Origin of the sequence: Micromonospora sp. AMSO1212t (assembly GCF_008868145.1) — a bacterium.
Taxonomy (GTDB): Bacteria; Actinomycetota; Actinomycetes; order Mycobacteriales; family Micromonosporaceae; genus Micromonospora; species Micromonospora tulbaghiae.
Window position 1 is genome coordinate 1 of the sequence record NZ_WBKS01000220.1, and the last position, 5,053, is coordinate 5,053.

The 5,053-nt window shown below is 73.6% G+C and carries 4 protein-coding genes; 3 read left to right on the forward strand and 1 reads right to left on the reverse strand.

Annotation, left to right across the window (positions count from 1 at the left end; genetic code table 11):
* The first annotated feature begins 250 nt into the window (after positions 1 to 250).
* Both F8279_RS29140 and guaA read left to right on the forward strand, forming a co-directional pair.
* Complete coding sequence (locus tag F8279_RS29140; RefSeq protein ID WP_091426222.1) at positions 251 to 1,933, forward strand: FAD-dependent oxidoreductase; 1,683 nt, start codon at positions 251 to 253, stop codon at positions 1,931 to 1,933.
* A gap of 80 nt (positions 1,934 to 2,013) precedes the next feature.
* Complete coding sequence (gene guaA / locus F8279_RS29145; RefSeq protein WP_091426220.1) at positions 2,014 to 3,570, forward strand: glutamine-hydrolyzing GMP synthase; 1,557 nt, start codon at positions 2,014 to 2,016, stop codon at positions 3,568 to 3,570.
* A gap of 6 nt (positions 3,571 to 3,576) precedes the next feature.
* Here the strand turns inward: guaA and F8279_RS29150 are convergent, their stop codons facing one another.
* Entirely contained in the window at positions 3,577 to 3,969 is a 393-nt protein-coding gene (locus F8279_RS29150; RefSeq protein ID WP_091426219.1) for a PspC domain-containing protein, read from the reverse strand.
* Between the two features lie 144 nt (positions 3,970 to 4,113).
* Between F8279_RS29150 and F8279_RS29155 the strand changes: the two genes are divergently transcribed.
* A partial coding sequence (locus F8279_RS29155) for an NUDIX domain-containing protein (protein ID WP_151501653.1) occupies positions 4,114 to 5,053 on the forward strand: 940 nt, incomplete at its 3' end.

Sequence of the window (5,053 nt, forward strand, 5' to 3'; positions counted from 1 at the left end):
ACCGGGGCGGCCGGGCGGTTCGCCACCAGCCGGGTGGTCACCACCGCTCCGGTGGCCACCAGCAGCGCGGCCACCAGTGCGGCCAGGCCCAGCAGGCGTCGTCTCGTCACGTTCGTTCCTCCCCGTGGAGTTCGACGCGCCGGGGCGGCCCACGGGTTGCAGCGGCGGGAATCCCGGCGATCGAGCGCTCTGCATGATGTGCGAAAAAGCCTCGTTGGCGCTATAGCTACTCGTCGGTAATGATGCGTCCATGCGCTACGACGTGGTCGTCATCGGGTCCGGGTTCGGCGGCAGCGTCACCGCGCTGCGGCTGGCCGAGAAGGGTTACTCGGTCGGCGTGCTGGAGGCCGGGCGGCGCTTCGCCGACGACGAGTTCCCGCGTACGTCCTGGCGGGCGCGGCGGTTCCTCTGGGCGCCCCGGCTCGGCTGCTTCGGGCTCCAGCGGATCACGCTGCTGCGCTCGGCCGACCGCAAGGCCGGCGGCGGCGTGCTGGTGCTCTCCGGCGCCGGGGTCGGCGGCGGGTCGCTGGTCTACGCGAACACGCTCTACGAGCCGCTCGACGCGTTCTACGCCGACCCGCAGTGGCGGGACATCACCGACTGGCGCGACGAGCTGGCCCGCCACTACGACCAGGCGAAGCGGATGCTCGGCGTCACCACGTACCCGATCGACACCCGCGCGGACCAGGCCGTGCGCGCGGTGGCCGAGCGGATGGGGGTGGCGCACACCTACCACCCGACGCCGGTCGGGGTGCACATCGGGCGCCCCGGCGAGCGGGTGGCCGACCCGTACTTCGGCGGGGCCGGGCCGGACCGCACCGGGTGCAGCCACTGCGGGTCGTGCATGACCGGCTGCCGGCACGGCGCCAAGAACACGCTCGTGAAGAACTACCTCTGGCTGGCCGAGCGCCTCGGTGTGCAGGTGCACCCGCTGACCACTGTGACCGCCGTACGCCCCGACCCGGCCGGCGGCTACGCGGTGCACACCGAGCGCACCGGCGCCTGGTTCCGCAAGCGGCGCGAGGTGATCCACGCCGACCAGGTGGTCTTCGCGGCCGGCGCGCTCGGCACCCAGCGGCTGCTGCACGGAATGAAGGCGACCGGCGCGCTGCCGGCGCTCTCGCCCCGGCTGGGGGAGCTGACCCGGACCAACTCCGAGGCCATCCTCGGCGCCTCGGTGGCGCCCGGCGCGGCCCGCCGGCGCGGCCTCGACTTCACCGAGGGGGTGGCGATCACCAGCTCGTTCCACCCCGACCCGCAGACCCACATCGAGCCGGTCCGCTACGGCAAGGGCTCCAACGCGATGGGCCTGCTCCAGTCGCTGCTCGTCGACGGCGGTCCCCGCCGGGTCCGGCGCTGGCTGGGCAGCATCGTCCGGCAGCCCGCGCTGGCGGCGCGGATGCTGTCGGTACGCCGCTGGTCCGAGCGCACCGTGATCGCGCTCGTCATGCAGTCGGTCGACAACTCGCTGACCACCCGCTACCGCAAGGGCCGGCTGGTCTCCGGCCCCGGCCACGGCGCGCCCAACCCGACCTGGATCCCGGCCGGCAACACGGCGGCCCGGCTGCTCGCCGAGGAGATCGGCGGCACGCCCGGCGGGGCGGTCACCGAACCGTTCAACATCCCCGTGACGGCGCACATCCTCGGCGGCGCGGTGATCGGCGCCACGCCGGACGACGGCGTCATCGACCCCTGGCACCGCGTGTACGGCCACCCGGGCCTGCACGTCGTGGACGGCGCGGCGGTCTCGGCGAACCTGGGCGTCAACCCGTCGCTGACGATCACCGCGCAGGCCGAGCGGGCCATGTCGTACTGGCCGAACAAGGGCGAGGCGGACCCGCGTCCGGCGCTCGGGTCGGCGTACACCCGGGTCGAGCCGGTCCCGCCGCGGCGGCCGGCCGTCCCCGCGCACGCCCCGGCCGCGCTGCGCTGAGCGCACCGCCGCCAGGTTCATCCCGCCACACCGCCGGGGCGCGTCCGCGCGGCCGGTGACTGTCGGTAGGCTTTGCGCACATGAGCACGCCTCGCCCCGTCCTCGTGGTGGACTTCGGAGCCCAGTACGCCCAGCTCATCGCGCGCCGTGTCCGCGAGGCGAAGGTCTACTCGGAGATCGTCCCGCATTCCATGCCGGTGTCCGAGATGCTGGCCAGGAACCCCGCCGCGATCATCCTGTCCGGTGGCCCGTCCAGCGTCTACGCGCCGGGCGCCCCGCAGATCGACGCCGGCATGTTCGAGACCGGCGTACCGGTCTTCGGCATCTGCTACGGCTTCCAGGCCATGGCCCAGGCGCTCGGCGGCACCGTCGCGCGCACCGGCAACCGCGAGTACGGCGGCACCCCGCTGCGCCCGCGCCTGACGGAGCCCGGCGTGCTGCTGCGCGACCTCCCGGCCGACATGCCGGTCTGGATGAGCCACGGCGACTGCGTCACCGAGGCCCCGGAGGGCTTCACCGTCACCGCCGAGTCGGCGGGCGCCCCGGTCGCCGCGTTCGAGGACGTGGCCGGCCGCCGAGCCGGCGTGCAGTTCCACCCGGAGGTCGGGCACACCGCGCACGGCCAGGAGATGCTCACCCGCTTCCTGTACGACATCGCCGGCATCGAACCGACCTGGACGCCGTCGAACATCATCGACGAGCAGGTCGCCCGGATCCGCGAGCAGGTGGGCGACAAGGAGGTCATCTGCGGCCTCTCCGGTGGAGTCGACTCGGCGGTCGCCGCGGCGCTCGTGCACCGCGCCGTGGGCGACCAGCTCACCTGCGTGTTCGTGGACCACGGCCTGCTGCGGGCCGGTGAGGCCGAGCAGGTCGAGAAGGACTACGTGGCGGCCACCGGCATCAAGCTCAAGGTGGTCGACGCCCGGGAACGGTTCCTCGGCGCGCTCGCCGGGGTGACCGACCCGGAGCAGAAGCGCAAGATCATCGGCCGGGAGTTCATCCGCGTCTTCGAGGCCGCCGCCCGGGAGATCGCCGCGCACGGCGACGTGGAATACCTGGTGCAGGGCACGCTCTACCCGGACGTGGTGGAGTCCGGCGGCGGCACCGGCACCGCCAACATCAAGAGCCACCACAACGTCGGCGGCCTGCCCGAGGACCTGAAGTTCTCCCTGGTCGAGCCGCTGCGCACGCTGTTCAAGGACGAGGTCCGCACGATCGGCCTGGAGCTGGGGCTGCCCGAGGCGATGGTGTGGCGGCACCCGTTCCCCGGCCCGGGCCTGGCCATCCGGATCATCGGCGCGGTCGACGAGGAGCGCCTCGCCGTGCTCCGCAAGGCCGACCTGATCGCCCGGCAGGAGCTGACCGCGGCCGGCCTGGACCGGGGCGTCTGGCAGTTCCCGGTGGTGCTGCTGGCCGACGTGCGCAGCGTCGGGGTGCAGGGCGACGGGCGCACCTACGGTCACCCGGTGGTGCTGCGCCCGGTCTCCAGCGAGGACGCGATGACCGCCGACTGGTCCCGGCTGCCCTACGACGTGGTGGCCCGGATCTCCACCCGGATCACCAACGAGGTCGCCGAGGTCAACCGCGTGGTCCTGGACGTGACGAGCAAGCCGCCGGGCACCATCGAGTGGGAGTGACGCCGCTCAGGCCGCGGGCGGCGCGCCGGCGTCCGGACGGGTCGCCTGCGCTCCGGCGTCCGGCCCGGCCGGCGTCCGCGGCGGGGCCGGCGTAGCCGGCGGGACCCACGGGCCGGGCGTCGTCGGCGGGACCGGCGGCCAGCCCGGCGCGGTGCCCGGCGGATGCGGCCAGGCGGGCGCGCCGTCCGGCTCCTCGGGCATCAGGAACCACATGATCGGGTACGCGAGCGCGGCGACGCCGCCGGTGAGCAGCGTGGCGGTCGCGAAGATCACCCGGATCAGCGTGGGGTCGGCGGCGAAGTAACGGCCGAGGCCGCTCGCCACACCGGCGATCATGCGGTCGCTGACCGGCCGGCGGAGCTGCTTGTACGGAGCCTGGGAGGGGTTCGGAGAGGTCATGTGTCAACGGTCCCGCGCGCCGCGACGGTCGACCTCGGTGACCGCCCGGACACTTACCCTGACCCATCCCTGAGGCGCCAGCCAAGAGTCAGGAATCTGACTCTTTTCGATCTCGGTAACCCGGTCCGGGGAGAATTTGCTCCCGTGACCACCTCGCTGGAGCCGCTCCGCAGGATCGCGGCATACGCAGTTTGTGCTGATTCAAACGGCCGAGTGTTGCTGGTCCGCGCATCGGAGCGCTCCGGCACCCCCGGCACCTGGTCGCTCCCCGGAGGAGCTGTCGACCACGGTGAGGACCCCAAACACACAGTCGTACGGGAGACCGCGGCCGAGACCGGGCTCTCGGTGGCGGTCGCCGGCCTCCAGGACGTGCTCGCCGACATGCGGGCGCTGCCGGAGCGGCGCATCACGATCCACACCGACCGGCTGCTCTACACCGTGTCGGTCCGCGGCGGGACGCTCACCGAGCGGGTCGACCGCCCGACCGACCTGGCCCGCTGGTTCACCCTCGACGAGGCCCGGGAGCTGCCGCTGCGGTCGTTCACCGCGCGTGCCCTGGGCCTGCCCACCTCCACCGACGACATCGTGCCGGAGGAGGTACCCGAGTTCCCCTCGTTCTATGCCGTCCCCGGCCCGGACGGGCTGCACCGGGCGCAGCGCTTCGCCGCGTACGCGGTGGTGACCGACCCGGAGGAGCGCGTGCTGCTGACCCGGGTCTCCGACGGCTACCCCGGCGCCGGCTGCTGGCACCTGCCCGGCGGCGGCACCGACTACGGCGAGCAGCCGGGCGCGGCGCTGATCCGGGAACTGGTCGAGGAGACCGGCCAGACCGGCCGTCTCGTCGAGCTGCTCGGGGTGGCCAGCCACCGGGACGCCGCCTCGCTCGGCCCGGAGGGCTACCCGATCGACTGGCACGGCGTACGCGCCTTCTACCGGGTGGTCGTCGACCAGCCCGCGCCGCCCACCGTGGCCGACGTCGGCGGCTCCACCTGCGAGGCCCGCTGGTTCCGCCGGGAGGAACTCGGTGCCCTCCCCACCGACCGTCTCACCGAGGTGACAGCCGAAGCAGTCCAGGCCGCCCACC